Origin of the sequence: Burkholderia sp. D-99, from assembly GCF_011605345.1 — a bacterium.
GTDB lineage: Bacteria > Pseudomonadota > Gammaproteobacteria > Burkholderiales > Burkholderiaceae > Burkholderia.
On sequence record NZ_JAAOXM010000001.1, the window covers coordinates 919,221 to 937,565 of the forward strand.

The following is an 18,345-nucleotide window of genomic DNA, read 5'->3' on the forward strand; positions in this document are numbered from 1 at the left end:
GACAGGCGGGGCCGGCACCCCGCCGCCCCCGTCAGCGCGACGCTTGCGGGAACCGTGCGCCCGGCGGCGGTTCGGGCCGGGTCGACGGCACGCTCTTGCGCACCTTCGCGACCTGCGCGGCCGTCACCGGCGCGCCCGTGTTGCCCCAGCTCGTGCGCACGAAGTTCGACACGTCCGCGACTTCCTGGTCCGACAGGCGCCAGCCGAACGGCGGCATCGTGAAGGTCGACGGCGCGGTGCGCGTACCCTCCAGCGCGCTGCCTTCCAGCACGACGTGGATCAGCGAGGTCGGATCGTCGCCCTGCACGACCGGGTTGCCGGCGAGCGCCGGGAACACGCGCGTGTAGCCGTGGCCGTCGCTGCGGTGGCAGGCCGTGCAGTTGTCGCGATAGACGGCCGCGCCGGGCTTGCTCGCGTCGCCGGCCTGCAGCGCCTTGGCAGCGGCCGCGTCGTACACGTGCGGCTGCTCGCCCTGCACGCGCGGCGGCAGCGTCTTCAGGTAGCGTGCGATTGCGTTGAGGTCGTCGTCGGTCATGTGCTGCATGCTGTGGCCGACCACGTCCGTCATCCCGCCGAATGCAGCCGTGCGCAGCGTGCGGCCCGTCTTCAGGAACTGCACGATCTCGGCTTCGTTCCACGTGCCGAGGCCCGTGCGCGGCTCGCCGCGCAGGCTCGTCGGCACCCAGCCGTCGATCGCCGCGCCGCCGGCCAGGAAGTCCGGGCCGTCCGCGTCGGTCAGCCCGCGCTCCTGCATGGTCGGCGCGCGCGGCGTGTGGCATGCGCCGCAGTGGCCGAGACCCTGCACGAGATACGCGCCGCGCGCGACCACCGGATCGGTGTACGGCGCCGCATCGAACGGCTTCGGCGTCGGCGCGAACATCTTGCGCCAGATCCCGAGCGGCCAGCGCATCGACAGCGGCCACACGATGTCGACCGCACGGTTCTCGTGCTCGACGGGCGCGACGCCGTGCATGAAGTACGCGTACAGCGCCTTCATGTCGTCGTCGGTCAGGCGCGCGTAGGACGGGAACGGCATGGCCGGATACATCGTGTCGCCGTTCTTGCGCACACCCTCGCGCACCGCGCGCGTGAAGTCCTCGTAAGTCCAGCCGCCGAGGCCCGTTTTCGGATCCGGCGTGATGTTCGTCGAGTAGATCCCGCCGATCGGCGTGTCGAATTTCAGCCCGCCCGCGAACGGCTTGCCGCCGCTCGCGGTGTGGCATGCGATGCAGTCGCCTGCCCGCGCGAGGTATTCGCCTCGCTTGATCAGGTTCGCGTCGGCGGATTGCGCCGCGGGTGCGGCCGCCGGGCCGGAAGCCGCCGCGGGCGCGGCAGGCTGCGCAAACGCCGTCGAGCCCGCGAAGCCGAGCGCGGCCCAGGCCGCACCAGCCGCCAGCGCGCGCGACATCCGGCGCGCGACGTTGTGGTTCATCGTCCTCTTCATACGGTCACCAGCGGGGCGGGATTTTTCAGGTATTGCTCGCGGATCGCACGTGCCGACCAGTAGGCCAGCGCCGCGATGATCCCGGTCGGGTTGTAGCCGATGCCCTGCGGCAGCGCCGATGCGCCCATCACGAACACGTTGTGCACGTCCCAGCACTGCAGGTAGCGGTTCAGCACGCTCGTCTTCGGATCGGTGCCCATGATCGCGCCGCCGACGAGGTGGGTCGTCTGGTACGCGCGCGAATCGAAGTGCTTGCCGAACTCGCGCGTCGACACGCCGATCGCCTTCGGCCCCATCGCTTCCGCGATCTTCTTCATCTGCCCGGTCACGTACTGCGCCATCTTGATGTCGTTGTCCTTCCAGTCGAAGGTCATCCGCAACAGCGGCTGGCCATACGAATCGCGATAGGTCGGATCGAGGTCGAGATACACGTCGCGGTACGACATGTTCGAGCCGTGCGCGTCCATCGAGATCGTGTGCGCGTAGTAATCCTTGACGGACTTCTTCCACGCCGAGCCCCACTGCGGCGTGCCGGCCGGCGTCGCGATGCCGCTGATCGGCTTCACGCCGGCCTGGTTCACCCACAGCGGCGAGCCGCCGACGAAGCCGAGCGGGCCGTGGTCGAAGTTGTCCGCGTTGAAATCGTCCACCGCGACACCGTTGCCGCCCGCGCCGATGAACGGATTCGTATAGGTGTCCTTGTCGAAGAATGCCTTGATCGTCGACAGGTTCTGGTACGCGAAATTGCGGCCCACCACGCCTTCGCCCGAGATCGGGTCGTACGGCTTGCCGATGCCCGACAGCAGCAGCAGGTGCACGTTGTGGTACTGGAACGCGGCCACGATCACGAGATCGGCCGGCTGGTGCACTTCACGCCCGGCCGGGTCGACGTAGGTCACGCCCGTCGCGCGCTTCTTCGTATCGTCGAGGTCGACGCGCAGTACGTGGCACTTCGAGCGCAGCTCGAAGTTCGGCGCCTGCTTCAGCGCAGGCAGGATGTTCAGGTTCGGCGACGCCTTCGAGTACATGTAGCACGCATAGCCGCTGCAGTAGCCGCAGAAGTTGCACGGGCCCATCTGCACGCCGTACGGGTTCGTGTACGGGCCCGACGTGTTCGCCGACGGCAGCCGGTACGGATGCAGGCCGAGCGACTTCGCCGCATCCGAGAAGCGCTGCGCCGAATACGTATTGAGCTGCGCGGGCAGCGGGAAGTTGTCGCTGCGATTCGCTTCGAACACGTTGCCGTCGCCGACCACCTTGCCGCCGACCTTGTACGCCTGCCCCGACGTGCCGAACACCTTCTCGGCAAAATCGAAATGCGGCTCGAGCTCCTCGTAGGTCACGCCCGTGTCCTGGATCGTCATCCCTTCGGGGATGAACTTCTTGCCGTAGCGCTCTTCATAGTGGCTGCGCAGGCGCAGCTCTTCCGGCGTGATCCGGAAATGCACGCCCGACCAGTGCAGACCCGCGCCGCCCACGCCCTCACCCGGCAGGAACGCGGCGAGCTGCCGGTACGGCAGCGCGGTGTCCTGCAGGCCGTGGCGGATCGACACGGTCGTCTTCGACAAATCGAGGAACAGCTTCTTGCGGACGTTGTAGGTCAGCTCGTCGATCGTGTTCGGATACGCGCCGTCCGGATAGGTGTCGCGATACTCGCCGCGCTCGAGCGCGACCACGTTCAAGCCCGCTTCAGTCAGTTCCTTCGCGAGAATCGCGCCGGTCCAGCCGAAGCCGACGATCACCGCATCGACATGCGGTTTTTTCTCTGCGGCCATCAGCTGCGCTCCCCGTTGATCGAGACCGGGCCGTACGGATACGGCTTGCCGTTCTGGTTGACGAAATCCATGAAGTCCGCGCGCGCGCCCGGAAAACCGATCATCTTCCACGCGGCCATGTCGTGATTGCCGCCATGCACCGGATCGCAGAAGTAGCCTTCGCGTGCGTTCTGCAGCAACTGGCCGAAGAACACGCCGGGCGGCACGTCGTCGATCTGAGCGCCGCCTTTTTCCAGCGCGCCGAGCACGGTGTCGCGGGTCGGCGCGTCGAGATCCGCGAACGCCTTGCCGTGGGTCTTCTCGCAATAGCGGTTGACCGCCGCGATACCGAGCCGGTAGATGTCGCGCGGCACCAGTTTCAGCTGGTAGCCGAGCTCGGGCACGCCCTGCTGGAACGGCCCCTGCATGTACCAGGTCGCGCCGTGCGCATACGGTGTCTCCATCTGGCGGTCGATGAATTCGGGCACGCCCGATTCGAGCGCGCCGGGGCCTTCGGCGTCGGCCGGAATCAGCCGGTCGACGGCGGCCTGGACGAACGCCCATTCCTTCGCATCGAAGAAGGTCGGCTTGTACGGAGCGCGTTCGGCGCTGGCCGATGCACCGGGCGCGTTGCCGGTCGTCGCGGAAGGCGACGACGAGCGCAGGTCGCAGCCGGCGACCGACGCGATCGGCACGAGCGCGACCGACGTGCGCAGGAAACGGCGGCGCGAGTTGGGTTTGTCAGGTGGCGTGGACATGGTCGGATGTTGATCGTTGGGGATCTCGGGGCCCGGACGCACGCACTCCGCATGCGGTGTGTCCGGCATGGCAGCCTTGCCGCACGCGGCTGGCCGTCCTGTTCTTTCGTCTGTTGCGAACAACCTCGATGCAGGCGTCGCCCGTGCAATGCGCGGCAGCGCCTTCATGCGGCCGCGCATCGCGCCGGCTCAGGCTGCGCTGCACGGTTCGGCCTCTTTGTGAGCCTTATCGTCTGACAAATACCGGCATCTGCCCGCATCTGCCCCTCATCGCTCATGACCCTCATTCAACTTAGACGCCGCGTTTGCCGACGGCAAGCGCGATGTGCACGACCCTCTTTCGGGCCCGGCGACAAGTGCCGCGAATTATATATGGAACCGGTTCCATCAAGAGATACGCCAATGCAATTCAATGCATCGAAAATCGCAACAATTGAAAAGTCCGGAAGCCGGAATGCACAAGGACCGCGCGATTACCACCCTGCGCAGGTGTCAGGTAGAGGATTGTTGTGTGCCGAGTCTCGCCGAAGGCTGTCTCTTTCCAGCCACGCGGTGCACCCGGGGGTGCCGGTTTGCATCGCGCTCTGGTAGCCTCCGCGTCTCATGAGACCACAGAAAAATGAACTGCCGGCGCCCGACGCGACCCGCATCAGCCGAACCCTCAGCTACCTGCTGCGCCACGCGCCGGAAACGATCGGGCTGCAGCTCGACCCGGAAGGCTGGGCCGACATCGACGAACTGATCGCCGGCCTCGCCCGCCAGGGGCACCCGATCGATCGCACGACGCTCGAAACCGTCTGCGCGACCAACGACAAGCAGCGCTTCGCCCTCTCCGACGACGGCCGGCGCATCCGTGCGGTACAAGGCCATTCGACGCCCGTGGTGCAGCGCAGCTATCCGGCCGCGCAGCCGCCCGAGCGCCTCTATCACGGCACCGCAACGCGCTTCCTGGATTCGATTCGGGCGCAAGGGCTGAAACCCGGCGCCCGTCATCACGTGCATCTGTCGCCGGACATCCGGACGGCGCTGGCCGTCGGCACGCGCTACGGCGTGCCCGTGATTCTCGAGGTCGATGCGCAGCGCATGCATCGGCAAGGCCACACGTTCTTCGTCGCCGAAAACGGCGTCTGGCTGACGGACACCGTGCCGGCGGAATACCTTACGGAGCTGGACGGGCCAGCGCGCTGAGACGCGCGTTCACCACGGCCAGAACATCGACGCGATGGACAGCGCCAGCGCCGCGCAAAGCGGCGAGTAGTACAACGTGTCCATCCGTGCGAAACGCGACCCGCGTATCCGCTTGAAGAAGCCGACGTACCGGAAATCGCCGACGGCCCGCACCGCGAAGATCAATGCGAACGCAACGACCGCGAACGAGATCGTGCCGGGATACGGGTTCGGCCCCAGCCAGCCGGCCCGCGCGGCAACCACGCATGCGCCGCCCAGCAATGCCGCCGCGACGGCAAGCGTGCCGACGGCGGTCGGCCGCAGCAGCGGCTTGCCGTCCTGCTCCGGAATGGCCGCACGCTTGCCGCGCCGCCCGCCCAACGCCCAGTAGACGTGAATGAGCGCGATTGCGCAAAGCGTCGGCACGCTGAAATACGCTCCGGTCATGTCCGTAAGTGCCCTCGTCTCGTTGTGTCGTTTTCTCGATGTGTTGCCGGCCAAGGTCCGGCACGCGGCCTCGGGCCGCGGCACACGTGACGATACCGAAACCCGGCAACACGTGCATTGCGACGTCCGGTCGCAACCTGCCACAACGCATGCTGCAACGCAGTGCGCGCACAAGCGCGCGCGGGCCGCCCGCTTGACTTCCCTCCGCGCGCTACTACCCTGTTATTCCAGTACTGCGGTCGATCCGCGCCTGCGCGATCTGCCGCACGTGCATCGTTCGCCGCATTGCGCACCTGCACGACAACGATAACGAAGGCCATGGAGGCGACTCATGCTGATCGGTGTGCCGAAGGAGATCAAGAACCACGAATACCGTGTCGGCCTCACGCCGGCCGGCGCGCGCGAACTGACGCGGCACGGCCATCGCGTGCTGGTGCAGCGTGGCGCGGGCACGGCGATCGGCCTGCTCGACAACGACTACACGGCCGCGGGCGCATCGCTTTGCGACGGTGCCGACGAAGTCTTCGCGCGCGCCGACATGATCATCAAGGTCAAGGAGCCGCAGCCGGTGGAATGCGCGATGTTGCGGCGCGGGCAGATTCTCTACACCTACCTGCATCTCGCGCCCGATCCCGAACAGGCGGCCGCGCTCGTGAAGTCCGGTGCCGTCTGCATCGCCTACGAAACCGTGACGGGCCCGGGCGGCGGCCTGCCGCTGCTCGCACCGATGAGCGAGGTGGCCGGGCGCATGTCGATCCAGGTCGCGGCGACCCACCTCGAAAGCCCGCGCGGCGGGCGTGGCTTGCTGATGGCCGGTGTGCCCGGCGTGCCGGCCGCGCACGTCGTCGTGCTCGGCGCGGGCGTGGTGGGCACCGGCGCGCTGCAGATGGCGGTCGGCCTCGGCGCACGCGTCACCGTGCTCGACACCAACGTGAACCGGCTGCGCCAGCTCGACCTCGTGTTCGCCAACCGGATCGCGACCGCCTGCTCGAACGCGCACACGATCGACGAAGCCGTACGCGATGCCGATGTCGTGATCGGTGCCGTGCTCGTGCCGGGCGCATCGGCGCCGCGGCTCGTCACGCGTGACATGATCGCGACGATGCGCACGGGGGCGGTCGTCGTCGATGTCGCGATCGACCAGGGCGGATGCTTCGAAACCTCGCATGCGACGACGCACGCGGACCCGACCTTCATCGTCGATGGCGTCGTGCACTACTGCGTCGCGAACATGCCCGGCGCGGTCGCGCGCACGTCGACCTTCGCGCTGAACAATGCGACGCTTGGAGCTGCGCTCGCGCTCGCCGACAAGGGCTGGAAGCAGGCAATGACCGACGATCCGCATCTGCGCGCGGGCCTGAACGTGTGCGACGGGCACATCACGTACGAAGCGGTCGCGCTGGCGCTCGGCCTGCCCTATGTGCCGGCGGCAGGCGTGCTGGCATGACGTGACCGCATTCACGCACGGCCGGCGGCACACGCCGCCGGCCGCGTTCACGCGCCCTTCGATCCGCTGCGCTTGGTCGTGCCGCTTGCTCCCATCGTGCGTGCGAGCAGCGGCCTCAGTTGCGCAAGCGTGCGCGTATTCAGCACGTCGGGCCGCGTCAGCCAGCCGCGTCGCGCCTGATCGACGCCGTATGCCAGATTGTCGAGTTCGTCCGTGCTGCACGCATCCGAGCCGATCGCCACCGGCACGCCCGCCTTCGCGGCCTCGCGGCACCAGATGTCCGGCAGGTCGAGCCGCCGCGGCTGCGCATCGAGTTCGACGAAGCAGCCGCGCGCCGCGGCGTGCGCGATCACGCGCGGCACGTCGAGTTCGCATGCTTCGCGCTCGCCCAGCATGCGGCCCGTCGGGTGCGCGAGAATCGTGAAATGCGGGTGGTCCATCGCGCGCAGCATGCGAGCTGTCTGCGCGTCGCGCGACAGCTCGAAACCGTCGCGTACCGCACCGATCACGAGATCGAGCCGGCCGAGCATCGCGTCGGGCACGTCGAGGCTGCCGTCCTCGCGAATACCGGCCTCTACCCCCTTGAGCAGCACGAAATCGTCGAACGATGCGTTGAGGTGATCGATCTCGTCGAGTTGCCGGTCAAGCCAGTCGAAGCCGGTGCGGCCGCTGCCGGCATCCGGTGCCCGGTCGGTGATGGCCAGGTACGCGAACCCGCGTGCGCGGGCCGCATCGGCCATCGCGTGCAGGCTGTCGCGGCCGGCCGATGAGTCGGTATGCGCATGCAGGTCGCCGTGGAGATGCTTGCGCTCGACCAGCGCCGGCAGCGTGCCCGCGCGCGCGGCGTCGATCTCGCCGCGATCCTCGCGCAATTCCGGCGGGACTTCGTGCAACCCGATCGCAGCGTAGACCGACGCCTCGGTCACGCCGGCGATCCGTTCGTCGCCGCGAAACACGCCATATTCGTTGATCTTCAGCCCGCCGGCCTGCGCGATCCTGCGCAACGCGATGTTGTGCGCCTTCGATCCGGTGAAGTAGACGAGCGCCGCACCGAACGCGTCGGCATCGACGACACGCAAGTCGACCTGCAACCCGCTGGCGAGCACGACGCTCGACTTCGTCTTGCCGTGCGCAAGCACGCGCGCCACCTCGCCGTAGCCGACGAACGCTTCGGCGACGGCCACCGGATCGCGTGCGGTGACGAGGATGTCGAGATCGCCGACCGTCTCGCGGCGGCGGCGGAAACTGCCGGCCGGCACGGCCTTGCCGACACCGGCAATCGCGCGCAGGCGTTCAAGCAGCGGCAGCAACGCGTGTACGGCATCCGGCAGCAGGAAGCGTTGAGGATCGCGTTGCAGCCGGTCGTCGATCGCTTCGAGCAGATGCGCTTCGGTTTTCGCGCCGAAGCCCGGCAATTCGCGCACGTGCCCATTCTTCGCTTCCGCGCGCAGCTGCTCGAGCGAATCGACGTGCAGCGCGTCATGCAGCGCCTTCACGCGTTTCGCGCCGAGCCCCGGCACGTCGAGCAGTTCGACGATCGCGCCCGGCAGCGCGTGGCGCAGCGTTTGCTGCAGTTCGCAGGTGCCGGTCGCGGCGATCTCGCGCAGCTTCGACGCGAGGTCGGGCCCGATCGACGGAATCTTCCCGAGATCGTCGCCGTTCGCGATCATCGTCGGGATATCGCGCCCGTAGTCGGCGATCGTGCGCGCGGCGTTGCGGTAGGCACGCACCCTGAATGGATTGGCGCCCTGGATTTCGAGCATGTCGGCGATCTCGGCGAACACGGCCGCACACCCGGCATTGTTGATCGACATGATCGGCGTGGCTCCCTTCCACGTGGACGGCGCCGCGCGCGTGCGCGACGGTGTCTGCCCGCCCGGCGCCGCATGCTGACGCCGCCGGGCGCCCGCGTGTCATCGTACGCCGGCCGTGCGTCGCGTGCAGCGCCGTTGCGGCCGCGACGTCAGAGGGTGGCGCGCGGCGTCGTGGCGTAGTGCCGCTCGTAGATCGACTGGCAATGCGTGCACCGTTCGGCGGCCGGACGCGCCAGCAGGCGCTCGTAGCCGACCGAACCGTCACAGTCGATGCATTCGCCGTAGCTGCCGTCGCGCATCCGCTGCTGCGCGCGGCCGACCGCGCGCAGTTCGGTGAGCTTCATGCCGATCAACGCATGATCGACGTCGACGAACAGGTCCGCATTCGCCTCGTCGCCCTCGTCCGGCGCCGCGCCGGCGAGGTCTGCATAGGATTCCGACGCGCGCTGGTCTTCGCTCGTACGGATCTCCGCACGTAACGTCTGCTCGCTCTCGTTCAGCCGCTGTTTCAGCGTCTGCCGTTGTTGTTGGTCGAGCGCCATGGCCGTCTCTCCTGTTCCGGGTTCCGCGCGGGAAATTGCGGCGCGCGGTGTCGCGCCGGTGCGCGGCGGGCAGGCGTCACCGCCGCCGCCGTGTCCGGATGTGCGCCCGGATACACGTAGCACCGGACGCATTCGACGCAGGATAAACCCATTGAGCACGCGTGTGTTGACCGGAATCAGCGCTGCACTGCGTCGCAAAAAGCGGGGACGGACGCGAAATCGGGGACGGCAATCAGCGCACGTCCTCGCCGAGCCACTGCTTGCTGATCGCGCCGTACTCGCCGTCCTTGAGCATCGTGTCGAGTGCCGCGTTGATCGCGTCGCGCAGCTTCGGGCTATCCTTGCGCACCGCGATCCCCATCTTCTCCGGATACAGCAGCGGCCCTGCCGGCTTCGCATCGACATGCTTGTCCCGAATCGTCAGGATGCCTGCGATGCGGTCCGTGACGAATCCCTCGATACGGCGGTTCTGCATGTCGATCAGGATATCGGGCAGCCCCTTGTAGGTTTTCACCTGCACGTCGGGCCGGTTCTTGCGCAACCATGCCTCGTAGGTTTCCCCGAGCGTGACGCCGACCACCTTGCCCTTCAACTGCGCAATGTCCTGCACGCTGCTGCCCTTCGGCACAAACAGTTGCGCGCCCGAACGATAGTAGGACTGCGTGAAATCCACGGCCTTCAGGCGTTCGTCGGTCATCGCCAGGCTGCCGATGACGGCATCGTACTTGCCGGCCAGCAACCCGCCGACGATGCCGTCCCACGCCGTCATGACCGGCACGGGCTTCGCGCCGAGCCGGCCCGCGACGCGGGTGCCGATATCGACGTCGAAGCCGGTCAGCTTGCCCGACTCGTCGATGAAGCTGAACGGCGGATACTTGCCGGTCAGCGCGAACGTCAGGTTGCCGGTCTGCCGGACCTTGTCCAGATCGTCGGCGCGTGCCGCGACACTCGCGGCGCCGATGAGCGCCGCGCAGGCGACCATCGTCATTCGTTGCAGCAAAGTCATCTCCAGTCTCCAGGATCCTGATCGTGAATCGAACGCGTCGATGCGCTCGACGTGGCATCACACGGCGCCTAACGCCGCGCGACTTCGAACAGCGCGGCGGCCCCCTGCCCGCCGCCGATGCACATCGTGACGACGACGTGGCGCACGCCGCGCCGCGCCCCTTCGAGCAACGCGTGACCGACCATGCGCGTGCCCGTCATGCCGTACGGATGGCCGAGCGCGATGCTGCCGCCATTGACGTTGACGACCTCGTACGACAAGCCGAGCGTGTCGACGCAATGCACGACCTGCGACGCGAAGGCCTCGTTGAGTTCCCACAGGCCGATGTCGGCGGCCGACAGGCCCGTGCGCGCAAGCAGCTTGCGCACGGCAGGCACGGGGCCGACGCCCATTTCGTCGGGCCGGCAGCCGGCCACCGCGCACGCGACCAGGCGTCCGAGCGGCGGCGTGTCGAGCGTGCGCAACATGGCGCCGGAGACGACCGCGCATGCGGCCGATCCGTCCGCGAGCGCGCACGCATTGCCGGCCGTCACGGTGCCGCCGTCGCGCACGGCATCGAGCGCCGCCAGCGCGTCGCCGGTCGTCCCCGGACGCCCGCATTCGTCTTCGCTCACGCGCAGCATGCGTGCGATGCTCTCGCCGCTTGCCTTGTCGCGTTCGAGCTTGCGCACGTCGACCGCGACGATTTCGTCGCGCAGCCACCCCGCTTGCGCCGCGTGCGCGGCACGTTGCTGGCTGAGCGCCGCGTAGTCGTCCTGCGCGCGACGCGAAACGCGATAACGGCTCGCGACCACGTCGGCCGTCTCGACCATCGGCATGTAGGCGTCAGCGTGCTGCGCGAGCAACTGCTCGTCCTGCTGGCGATGGCGATTCATGTGCGCGTTCTGCACGAGGCTGATCGATTCGACACCGCCCGCCAGGATCGCATCGGCTTCGCCGCCCGAGATCCGCGCCGACGCCAGTGCGACCGACATCAGCCCCGACGCGCATTGCCGGTCGACGGTCATGCCCGGCACGCCGACGGGCAGGCCGGCCGCCAGTGCCGCAAGCCGCCCGATGTTGTAGTACTGCGTCCCTTCCGGCAACGCGCAGCCGAGCATCACGTCGTCGATCCGTTCGGGATCGAGACCGCTGCGCGCCACCGCGGCACGCAGCGAAAGCCCGGCAAGCGTCGGCGACGTCGTATCGTTGAACGCGCCGCGAAATGCACGCCCGATCGGCGTGCGCGCATAACCGACGATCCATGCGTCGCGATCGGTGCCTGTCATGCGGCCTCCTTGTCGACCGTGAAATCGGCTTCGGTCAGGTTGCGGATCTCGGCGACGCTCAGCGAACCGAGCCGCTCCACCAGCGTCAGTCCATGCGCCGCACACCGGAACACCGCGTGTTCGGTGACGATCATCGCGACGCGGCGGCGGGCCGTGAGCGGCAGCGTGCATCGCTCGACGATCTTCGGTCGGCCGTTCTTGTCGGTGTGCGGCATCGTCACGATCACGCGCCCCGCCTTCTGCGCGAGTTCCGCGCCGCCGCCGATGCCTGCCACGAGGCTGCCCGGCACGAGCCAGTTCGCGAGATCGCCGTGCGCCGACACCTGCAATGCCCCCAGGAACGTGATGTCGACCAGCCCACGCCGGATCATGCCGAACGATTCGGCGCTATCCACGATCGCGCCGCCCGGCACGACCGACACATAACCGCCGCCGGCGTCGATCAGATCGCGGTCGAGATCGGCGGCATGCGCGAGCGCGCCGACCCCGACGATGCCGTTCTCCGAGTGGATCCAGGCGGCCGACGGATCGTCGAGATACGTGGGAATCAGCGTCGGCAGGCCGATGCCGAGATTGATCAGTTGCCCGCGCGCCACTTCGCGCGCGGCCCGGCGCGCGATCACGTGGCGCGGGTCAGCGCTGGATGGGCTGGTATTCATCGGTGTCTCCGTCGATCTGGATCAGGCCATGCACGTGGATGCCCGGCGTATGGATGTCGTCGGGCGCGATCGGCGTCGCGTCGACGACGCGCGCCTCGACCAGCACCCGATCCGCGGCCATCGCCATCAGCGGCGAGAAATTGCGTGCCGCGCCGCGATAGCGGAGATTCCCGCAGGCATCCGCGCGATCCGCGCGAAGCAGCGCGAAATCGGCCCGCAGCGCGCGTTCGAAAAACAGCGTCCGGCCGTCGACCGAAATCGTTTCGCGCGTGACGCCCAGCTCCGGCGGCAACTCGATATCGGTCACGATGCCCGGCAAGCCGACGCCCGCGCAGCGGATCCGTTCGGCGAACAACCCCTGCGAAAAGAATTCGATCTGCAGTGCGCCGGACAGGTAAGCGCGCCGCGCGGGGCCGCTCAGGCCGAGATGCGTCGTCAGCAGCCGGCTCACGACACCGGCCTCGATCAGCCTCGACACGCCGTAGTTGTCCTGGTTCGCATCGTTCTTGATGATCGTCAGGTCGCGCTTGCCCTGCCGTTGCAACTCGGCCAGCAGCGAAAACGGCGTGCCCGGCGAACCAAAACCGCCGACCATGATCGATGCGCCATCCGGAATCGGCGCGACCGCGTCGGCGAGCTGCATGCGTTTGTCCATGCGTTGCCCCGTCATCGCCCGATCGTCCGGAACGCGAGGTCGAGCCGTTCGACGATCTCGTCGCATTGCGCGCGGGTCGTGATCAGCGGCGGCGCGATCAGCGTGTGATCGCCGGTTTCCCCCATCAGCGATTTGCGCGGATAGACGATCACCCCCTGCTCGCGTGCGGCGCGCGTCACCTGCTCGCCGAACCGGAGCGCCGGATCGAACGGGGTTTTCGTGTCGCGCTCCGCGACATACTCGAGCGCGAGCAGGAAGCCGCGCCCGCGCACGTCGCCGATGAAGTCGTGCCGGGTCGCCAGGCTGTCGAGCAGGCCGCGCAGATAGTCGCCCGTCTCGGCCGCATGCTCGACCAGCCCCTCGCGTTCGATCACGTCGATCACGGCCAGCGCCGTCGCGCTCGCGAGCGGATTGCCCGCGTAGGTATAGCCGTGCTGGAACCCGCCCGATGCGAGGATCGGGTCGGTCAGCCCGGCCCGCGTCACGATCGCGGACGTCGGGTAGTAACCGGCGCCGAGCCCCTTCGCCACGCACAGGATGTCGGCCTCGACATTCCAGTGCTGGAAACCGAACCAGCGCCCCGTGCGGCCGATGCCCGTCATCACTTCGTCGAGGATCAGCAGGATTCCATGGCGCGAGCAGATCTCGCGGATGCGCGCGAAATACGCGTCGTGCGGCACCTCGGCGCCCGTGCTCGCGCCGCCGATCGGCTCCGCGACGAACGCGGCCACCCGCCCGGCACCGACTTCGCGAATCGCCGCGTCGAGTTCGTCCGCGCAATCGAGCGCATGCTGCTCCGCGCTCTTGCCGGGCGGCACGCGATACTGCGTCGGCGAAGCCACCTTCGGATAAAGCTGGATCATCGGCTCGAACGGCCGCGTGAGCGGCGTGTAGCTCGTCATCGCGAGCGCACCCATCGTCGAGCCGTGATAGGACGGCTGGCGCGCGATGAACACGCTGCGCTCCGGCTCACCGCGGCACACCCAGTGCTGGCGCGCGAGCTTCAATGCCGATTCGACCGATTCCGAGCCGCCGCTCGAGAAAAACACGCGATCGAAGCGGCCGCCCGCGAGCTCGACGAGCTTCTCCGCGAGGTCCACGGCAGGCTGGTTCTCGAACTGCGTCCGATACGCGAACGCGACCTTGTCGAGTTGCGCGAGCATCGCGTCGCGGATCGCCGGATGACCGTGGCCCAGCTGGGCCACGATGGCGCCGGAACACGCGTCGATGTGACGCTTGCCGTCCGTATCCCACGCGTAGATGCCTTCGGCGCGCGCGACGGTCGGCAACTGCACGGCGGACTGGTAAAAGAGATGGTCGCTCATTGACGTCCTTTTCTGATTGCGTAAGGTGATTCGGTAGCGCGCGGTTAGCGGATATCGGCGAGGAACGCCTGGGTCCGTTCGTGCGAAGGCCGATGAAAGATCTCGGTCGGACAGCCGTCCTCGACAACCCGGCCGTCGGCCATGAAGACGACGCGATCGGCCACGCGTTCCGCGAACCGCATCTCGTGCGTGACGACCATCATCGTCATGCCGGCCTTCGCCAGCCGCTCCATGACGGCCAGCACGCCGCCGACCATCTCCGGGTCGAGGGCCGACGTCGGTTCGTCGAACAGCATCGCGTCGGGCTTGAGCGCCAGTGCCCGCGCAATCGCGACACGCTGCTTCTGCCCGCCGGACAGATTGCCGGGATAGACGTCCTGCTTGTCGAGCACGCCGACCTTGTCGAGCAGTTCCCGCGCTTCGTCCCGCGCCTGCGATGCCGTCATGCCGAGCAACTGCATCGGCGCGAGCGTCAGGTTGTCGAGCACGGTCAGGTGCGGAAACAGGTTGAAGTGCTGGAACACCATGCCGACCTTCATCCGCATCGCATTCAGGTAACGCTCCTGGGCCCGATGCCCGCGGCCCGGATCGTTGACGAGGCTGCCGAGCACCCTCACCTCGCCGCGCGTCGGCGTCTCCAGGTGGTTCACGCAGCGCAGCAGCGTGCTCTTTCCCGATCCGCTCGGGCCGATCAGCACGACCACCTCGCCTTTGCGGACGTCGAGCGAAATGCCCTTCAGCACTTCCAGCGCCCCGTAGGTCTTGTGGATATCGCGCAGGACGATCTGCGGCTGGGTTCCGTTCATGCCCGGCCTCCCTTCAGGATCAGGCGCCGTTCGAGCTGGCGCAGCACCAGGCTCGTCCCGGTGGTCAGCAATGCATAGATCATCGCGCATGCAAAGTAGAGTTCGAATGGCTTGAAGGTCGCGCCGACCAGTTGCTGCGTGCGCATGAACAGCTCCGCGAGCGTGATCGTCGACACGAGCGACGTGTCCTTGGTGAGAATGATCAGGTTGTTGCCGAGCGGCGGCACGATGAGCCTGAGTGCCTGCGGCAGCACGACGAGCCGCATCGTGCGCGCGGCGCCGAAGCCCAGCGACCGGGACGCTTCGACCTGCCCGTACGGAATCGCGAGGATGCCGGCGCGGATCGTCTCCGCGTTGTAGGCGCCGACGTTGAGCGCGAGACCGATCACGCCGGACGTGAACGGCGACAGTTCGAGCCCGAACTGCGGCAACCCGAAGTAGATGATGAACAGCTGGACGAGCAGCGGCGTCGAGCGGATCAGCCAGATATAGGCGCTGGTGGCGTCGCGCAGCACGCGATGGCGCGACAACCTGCCGAGTGCGGCGCCGAGGCCGATGGCCAGGCCGAATACGGTCGCGAGCAGCGTCAGCTCCACCGTGACGGCCGCCGCTTCGAACAGCATCGGCAGGTACTTGAAGACGAGATGGAAATCGAACATGGCATGGCGGCCAGCGCGCTGCGCGGCGGCGCAACGGCACTGAGGGTGTCTCCGTATGATGAGTGACCGATTTGATTCATCATCTGCCGACGGCCCGGAAGCCATTGCAGCAGAAGGAATCGGCCTGTTGTTTGACTGGATCGAAGTCTCGCTTTGAATTATTTTTCGGTCAATATATGATCTTTTTTAATCAATTGATTGACCGGAGCGAACATGCGGAGCGACTTCAGCCTGCGCGACATCGAAATCTTCCATGCGATCGCCACGGCCGGCTCCACGCGACAGGCGGCGGTTCAGCTCGGCATCACGCAGTCGGCCGTCAGCCATGCGCTCGCGAGGCTGGAGGACAGCCTGCGCATCCGGCTGTTCGCGCGCGAGAACCAGCGCCTGCAGATCTCGCCGGCAGGCCGCTACATGCTCGACGAGGCCGTGCAGCTGCTCGACCGGCTGAATCGTATCGAAGAGGAAATTTCGCTGTTGCAGGACAGCGGTGTCGCGTCGCTGCGCATCGGCTGCGCACCGGGGCTGTGTCACCGGTTCGGGCCGCGGCTCGCGCAGCAATATGCGCAGTCGCACAGCGGCACGGGCGTCGCGCTCGACGTCGCCGCGAGCGGGCGGCTCATATCGGATGTGGAAGGCGGCCGCCTCGATCTCGCGATCGTGTCGTACGAGATCCATGAGCCGGGCCTGATCTTCGTGCCTGTGTTCGGCGCGAAGATGGTCGCGCTACTGACGCGCAAGAACCGGCTCGCCGCGCGCAAGCTGCTGACGTACGACGATCTCGCCGATCAGCAGTACATCAAGCCGATCCAGTCCGACCACCTGATCTACGACGACTCGAGCGACCGCCGGCGGCTCGGCTACGAGTTGCGCGTGAGCATGAGCTCGCTCGGCGAAGTGATCCGGCTGACCGACGGCGTGAGCCTGCTCAATGCGCTGACCGCCGCCGACCTGTGCGCGAACCGCGAGCTGGTGGCGCGCCCGTTCGATTCGAGCCAGTGGTTCAATTTCTATCTCGTTCACCAGCATGCGCTGAAGAACAATCCGGCCGTGCGCGACGTGCTCGATATCGCGCAGGCGTGCGTGCGGGATACGGCGGAAAACTCCGCGTATCCCGATGCGTTCGTGGTGCGCTGACGCGGGGCTGGCCGCCGCCGCGTTGGCCGCCCCGCGCGACCTCAGAACGCATTCCGGCCGATAAAGCCTCGCACGACCGTCAGCAGGATGATCTTCATGTCGAACCAGAAGCTCCAGTTCTGCATGTAGAACAGGTCGAACTTGACACGCGCCTCCATCGACTCGACCTTGCGCGTCTCGCCGCGATAGCCGTTCACCTGTGCCCATCCGGTGATGCCGGGCCGCACGCGGTAGCGGTACATGTAGCAGTCGATCAGTTGCCGGTACAGGTCGTCGTGTTCGATCGCATGCGGACGCGGGCCGACGACCGACATCTGCCCGAACAGCACGTTGAAGAATTGCGGCAGCTCGTCGAGCGACGTGCGCCGCAGGAACGCGCCGACGCGCGTGATGCGCGAATCGTTGCGCGACGCCTGCCGCACGACACCCGGCTGTGCGCGATGCACGCGCATCGTCCGGAACTTCAGGATGTCGAACTCGCGCCCGTCGACGCCCTTGCGGCGCTGCCTGAACAGCACGGGCCCCGGCGACGACAGCTTGACCGCGATCGCCAGCATCGACAGCAGCGGCAGCAACGGAATCAGCACACCGAATGCGAACAGCCGGTCGAACGCGAACTTCGCCCACAGCTCCGGCGCCGAGCGCGGCGTGGTCGCGAGATTGATCGCCGGCATGCCGAGCACGTCGGTCGCCGAGCGATCGACCATCGCCATCTGCCGCACGTCGGGCAACAACCGCAACTCCACGAACTCGTCGCGCAACTCGCGGACGATGCGCTGGATCCGCCACTCGTGCGACATCGGCAGCGTGAGCCATACCTCGTCGATCCCGCCGCCGCGAATCAGGTCGCGCAACGCGTTCCAGTCGTCGATCACCGGCACGCCGCCGATGCCGCCGGCGGCAGCCTGTGCGTCGTCGTCGAATACGCACGCCGCCACGAAAGGGCCCTGCGGGTCCAACTGCATCCGCTCGACCGCGACACGCCCGTACGCGGTTGCGCCGACCACCGCGACGCGGCGCTGCCGCGCGCGCGGGTCGTCACGCGTCAGCGCAAGCGCCAGCAGCGCGGCACGGCCGAGCAGCAGCGCGGCGTCGCCGGCCAGCACCGTGCGCACGATCCAGCGTGTCGTGATCGTGCCGCCGCGGTTCATGATCCACATCGCGGCGGCCACCGTCAGCACACTCGCGCAGACGAGCGCCACCATCGTCTGCGTCAGCGCATGCGTGCCGCCTTGCGGCGCCACGCTGCCACGCACGGTGCGCAGGTAGCGCGGCAGCAATGCCACGGTCAGCACGCACAGCAGCGCGATCGCGCCGCGCTGCGCGTCGGACAGCGCGCGCCACGCGAGGCCCGACGCCGCCTGCGCCGCGAGCGCGCCTGCCAGCACGAGCACGACGTCGGTCGCTGCGATCGCGGCACGCCGCATCGCATTCGTTCCACCGGCCCTCGACTGCAT

The 18,345-nt window shown here is 67.6% G+C and carries 17 protein-coding genes; 3 read left to right on the top strand and 14 right to left on the bottom strand.

Annotated features, from left to right (window positions below):
- Positions 1 to 31: 31 nt before the first annotated feature.
- From HAV18_RS04040 to HAV18_RS04050, 3 genes are read right to left on the bottom strand one after another with little or no spacing between them, the layout of a single operon-like run.
- Complete coding sequence (locus HAV18_RS04040) at positions 32 to 1,444, bottom strand: cytochrome c (protein ID WP_166953063.1); 1,413 nt, start codon at positions 1,442 to 1,444, stop codon at positions 32 to 34.
- Positions 1,441 to 3,219, bottom strand: coding sequence for a GMC family oxidoreductase (locus HAV18_RS04045; protein WP_166953065.1), 1,779 nt, complete (start codon positions 3,217 to 3,219; stop codon positions 1,441 to 1,443). Before HAV18_RS04045 ends, HAV18_RS04040 begins: the two co-directional genes overlap by 4 nt.
- Positions 3,219 to 3,956, bottom strand: a complete 738-nt coding sequence (locus HAV18_RS04050; protein WP_166953067.1) for a gluconate 2-dehydrogenase subunit 3 family protein — start codon at positions 3,954 to 3,956, stop codon at positions 3,219 to 3,221. Before HAV18_RS04050 ends, HAV18_RS04045 begins: the two co-directional genes overlap by 1 nt.
- Positions 3,957 to 4,559: 603 nt before the next feature.
- On the opposite strand from HAV18_RS04050, the gene HAV18_RS04055 reads away from it, so the two are divergent.
- The gene (locus HAV18_RS04055; protein WP_166953069.1) at positions 4,560 to 5,144 is read left to right on the top strand and encodes an RNA 2'-phosphotransferase; all 585 of its coding nucleotides are present in this window, start codon (positions 4,560 to 4,562) and stop codon (positions 5,142 to 5,144) included.
- Between the two features lie 9 nt (positions 5,145 to 5,153).
- On the opposite strand, the gene HAV18_RS04060 is transcribed toward HAV18_RS04055, so the two are convergent.
- Positions 5,154 to 5,570, bottom strand: coding sequence for a DUF3995 domain-containing protein (locus tag HAV18_RS04060; protein ID WP_166953071.1), 417 nt, complete (start codon positions 5,568 to 5,570; stop codon positions 5,154 to 5,156).
- A 331-nt stretch (positions 5,571 to 5,901) separates the two neighbouring features.
- Here HAV18_RS04060 and ald point away from each other — a divergent pair, with 331 nt between their 5' ends.
- Positions 5,902 to 7,017 (top strand): alanine dehydrogenase, encoded by a 1,116-nt coding sequence (gene ald, locus HAV18_RS04065; protein ID WP_166953073.1) that lies wholly within the window; start codon positions 5,902 to 5,904, stop codon positions 7,015 to 7,017.
- A gap of 47 nt (positions 7,018 to 7,064) precedes the next feature.
- Here ald and polX read toward each other — a convergent pair whose 3' ends face one another.
- The 9 genes from polX to HAV18_RS04110 form a co-directional block, all read right to left on the bottom strand.
- Entirely contained in the window at positions 7,065 to 8,831 is a 1,767-nt protein-coding gene (polX, locus tag HAV18_RS04070; protein ID WP_166953075.1) for a DNA polymerase/3'-5' exonuclease PolX, read from the bottom strand.
- A 149-nt stretch (positions 8,832 to 8,980) separates the two neighbouring features.
- A complete protein-coding gene (locus HAV18_RS04075) occupies positions 8,981 to 9,373 on the bottom strand; it encodes a TraR/DksA family transcriptional regulator (RefSeq protein ID WP_166953077.1) in 393 nt (130 codons plus the stop codon).
- A 232-nt stretch (positions 9,374 to 9,605) separates the two neighbouring features.
- Positions 9,606 to 10,379 (bottom strand): transporter substrate-binding domain-containing protein, encoded by a 774-nt coding sequence (locus HAV18_RS04080; protein ID WP_243771533.1) that lies wholly within the window; start codon positions 10,377 to 10,379, stop codon positions 9,606 to 9,608.
- Between the two features lie 68 nt (positions 10,380 to 10,447).
- On the bottom strand, positions 10,448 to 11,647 hold the full coding sequence (locus HAV18_RS04085; protein ID WP_166953079.1) for an acetyl-CoA C-acyltransferase: 1,200 nt from the start codon (positions 11,645 to 11,647) through the stop codon (positions 10,448 to 10,450).
- Positions 11,644 to 12,306, bottom strand: a complete 663-nt coding sequence (locus HAV18_RS04090) for a 3-oxoacid CoA-transferase subunit B (protein ID WP_166953081.1) — start codon at positions 12,304 to 12,306, stop codon at positions 11,644 to 11,646. Before HAV18_RS04090 ends, HAV18_RS04085 begins: the two co-directional genes overlap by 4 nt.
- On the bottom strand, positions 12,281 to 12,961 hold the full coding sequence (locus HAV18_RS04095; protein WP_166953083.1) for a CoA transferase subunit A: 681 nt from the start codon (positions 12,959 to 12,961) through the stop codon (positions 12,281 to 12,283). The genes HAV18_RS04090 and HAV18_RS04095 overlap by 26 nt, the downstream gene beginning before the upstream one ends.
- Positions 12,962 to 12,972: 11 nt before the next feature.
- Positions 12,973 to 14,286, bottom strand: a complete 1,314-nt coding sequence (locus tag HAV18_RS04100) for an aspartate aminotransferase family protein (RefSeq protein WP_166953085.1) — start codon at positions 14,284 to 14,286, stop codon at positions 12,973 to 12,975.
- A gap of 44 nt (positions 14,287 to 14,330) precedes the next feature.
- Positions 14,331 to 15,092, bottom strand: coding sequence for an amino acid ABC transporter ATP-binding protein (locus tag HAV18_RS04105; protein WP_166953087.1), 762 nt, complete (start codon positions 15,090 to 15,092; stop codon positions 14,331 to 14,333).
- The gene (locus HAV18_RS04110) at positions 15,089 to 15,751 is read right to left on the bottom strand and encodes an amino acid ABC transporter permease (RefSeq protein WP_166953089.1); all 663 of its coding nucleotides are present in this window, start codon (positions 15,749 to 15,751) and stop codon (positions 15,089 to 15,091) included. Before HAV18_RS04110 ends, HAV18_RS04105 begins: the two co-directional genes overlap by 4 nt.
- A 213-nt stretch (positions 15,752 to 15,964) precedes the next feature.
- On the opposite strand from HAV18_RS04110, the gene HAV18_RS04115 reads away from it, so the two are divergent.
- Entirely contained in the window at positions 15,965 to 16,888 is a 924-nt protein-coding gene (locus HAV18_RS04115; RefSeq protein ID WP_166953091.1) for a LysR family transcriptional regulator, read from the top strand.
- 41 nt (positions 16,889 to 16,929) lie between these two features.
- Here the strand turns inward: HAV18_RS04115 and HAV18_RS04120 are convergent, their stop codons facing one another.
- A complete protein-coding gene (locus tag HAV18_RS04120; protein WP_243771534.1) occupies positions 16,930 to 18,345 on the bottom strand; it encodes an undecaprenyl-phosphate glucose phosphotransferase in 1,416 nt (471 codons plus the stop codon).

Bases quoted from the DNA above. Each gene is read 5' to 3' on its own strand.
- HAV18_RS04040 (WP_166953063.1), bottom strand. From the start codon at position 1,444: ATGAAGAGGACGATGAACCACAACGTCGCGCGCCGGATGTCGCGCGCG.
- HAV18_RS04045 (WP_166953065.1), bottom strand. From the start codon at position 3,219: ATGGCCGCAGAGAAAAAACCGCATGTCGATGCGGTGATCGTCGGCTTC.
- HAV18_RS04050 (WP_166953067.1), bottom strand. From the start codon at position 3,956: ATGTCCACGCCACCTGACAAACCCAACTCGCGCCGCCGTTTCCTGCGC.
- HAV18_RS04055 (WP_166953069.1), top strand. From the start codon at position 4,560: ATGAGACCACAGAAAAATGAACTGCCGGCGCCCGACGCGACCCGCATC.
- HAV18_RS04060 (WP_166953071.1), bottom strand. From the start codon at position 5,570: ATGACCGGAGCGTATTTCAGCGTGCCGACGCTTTGCGCAATCGCGCTC.
- ald (WP_166953073.1), top strand. From the start codon at position 5,902: ATGCTGATCGGTGTGCCGAAGGAGATCAAGAACCACGAATACCGTGTC.
- polX (WP_166953075.1), bottom strand. From the start codon at position 8,831: ATGTCGATCAACAATGCCGGGTGTGCGGCCGTGTTCGCCGAGATCGCC.
- HAV18_RS04075 (WP_166953077.1), bottom strand. From the start codon at position 9,373: ATGGCGCTCGACCAACAACAACGGCAGACGCTGAAACAGCGGCTGAAC.
- HAV18_RS04080 (WP_243771533.1), bottom strand. From the start codon at position 10,379: ATGACTTTGCTGCAACGAATGACGATGGTCGCCTGCGCGGCGCTCATC.
- HAV18_RS04085 (WP_166953079.1), bottom strand. From the start codon at position 11,647: ATGACAGGCACCGATCGCGACGCATGGATCGTCGGTTATGCGCGCACG.
- HAV18_RS04090 (WP_166953081.1), bottom strand. From the start codon at position 12,306: ATGAATACCAGCCCATCCAGCGCTGACCCGCGCCACGTGATCGCGCGC.
- HAV18_RS04095 (WP_166953083.1), bottom strand. From the start codon at position 12,961: ATGGACAAACGCATGCAGCTCGCCGACGCGGTCGCGCCGATTCCGGAT.
- HAV18_RS04100 (WP_166953085.1), bottom strand. From the start codon at position 14,286: ATGAGCGACCATCTCTTTTACCAGTCCGCCGTGCAGTTGCCGACCGTC.
- HAV18_RS04105 (WP_166953087.1), bottom strand. From the start codon at position 15,092: ATGAACGGAACCCAGCCGCAGATCGTCCTGCGCGATATCCACAAGACC.
- HAV18_RS04110 (WP_166953089.1), bottom strand. From the start codon at position 15,751: ATGTTCGATTTCCATCTCGTCTTCAAGTACCTGCCGATGCTGTTCGAA.
- HAV18_RS04115 (WP_166953091.1), top strand. From the start codon at position 15,965: ATGCGGAGCGACTTCAGCCTGCGCGACATCGAAATCTTCCATGCGATC.
- HAV18_RS04120 (WP_243771534.1), bottom strand. From the start codon at position 18,345: ATGCAGTCGAGGGCCGGTGGAACGAATGCGATGCGGCGTGCCGCGATC.